The organism is Halorubrum sp. SP9, from assembly GCF_005435015.1.
In the GTDB taxonomy this organism is placed as follows: domain Archaea; phylum Halobacteriota; class Halobacteria; order Halobacteriales; family Haloferacaceae; genus Halorubrum; species Halorubrum sodomense.
This window is the reverse complement of the sequence record NZ_SGXU01000637.1, coordinates 1-269: the sequence shown is the minus strand read 5'-3', so window position 1 is coordinate 269 and position 269 is coordinate 1. Positions and strand designations below refer to the sequence as shown.

At 63.6% G+C, this 269-nt stretch carries 1 protein-coding gene; it reads right to left on the bottom strand.

What is annotated here, in order from left to right; all coding sequences use genetic code 11:
* The coding region (locus EXE45_RS18850; RefSeq protein ID WP_274595505.1) for a hydantoinase/oxoprolinase family protein at positions 1-269 on the bottom strand (269 nt) is incomplete at both ends.

Below are 269 nucleotides of genomic sequence, written 5' to 3'. Positions count from 1 at the left end.
ATCCACGCGATTGAGCCGCCACCGGCACCAACCGTATGGATATCGATCATCGGCACGTTAACCGGGTACTCGCCGACCTCCACGTCGGTGGCAACCATCGGGTCGCCGCCTTCGACGAGCGAGACATCGCACGATGTCCCGCCCATATCCATCGTAATCAGGTTCTCGATGCCGGCGAGCCCAGCGACGTAACTCGCCCCCTGAACGCCAGCTGCCGGGCCCGAAAGCAACGTGTTGACCGGGCGTGTCCGCGCGATGTCGGCGGTAAT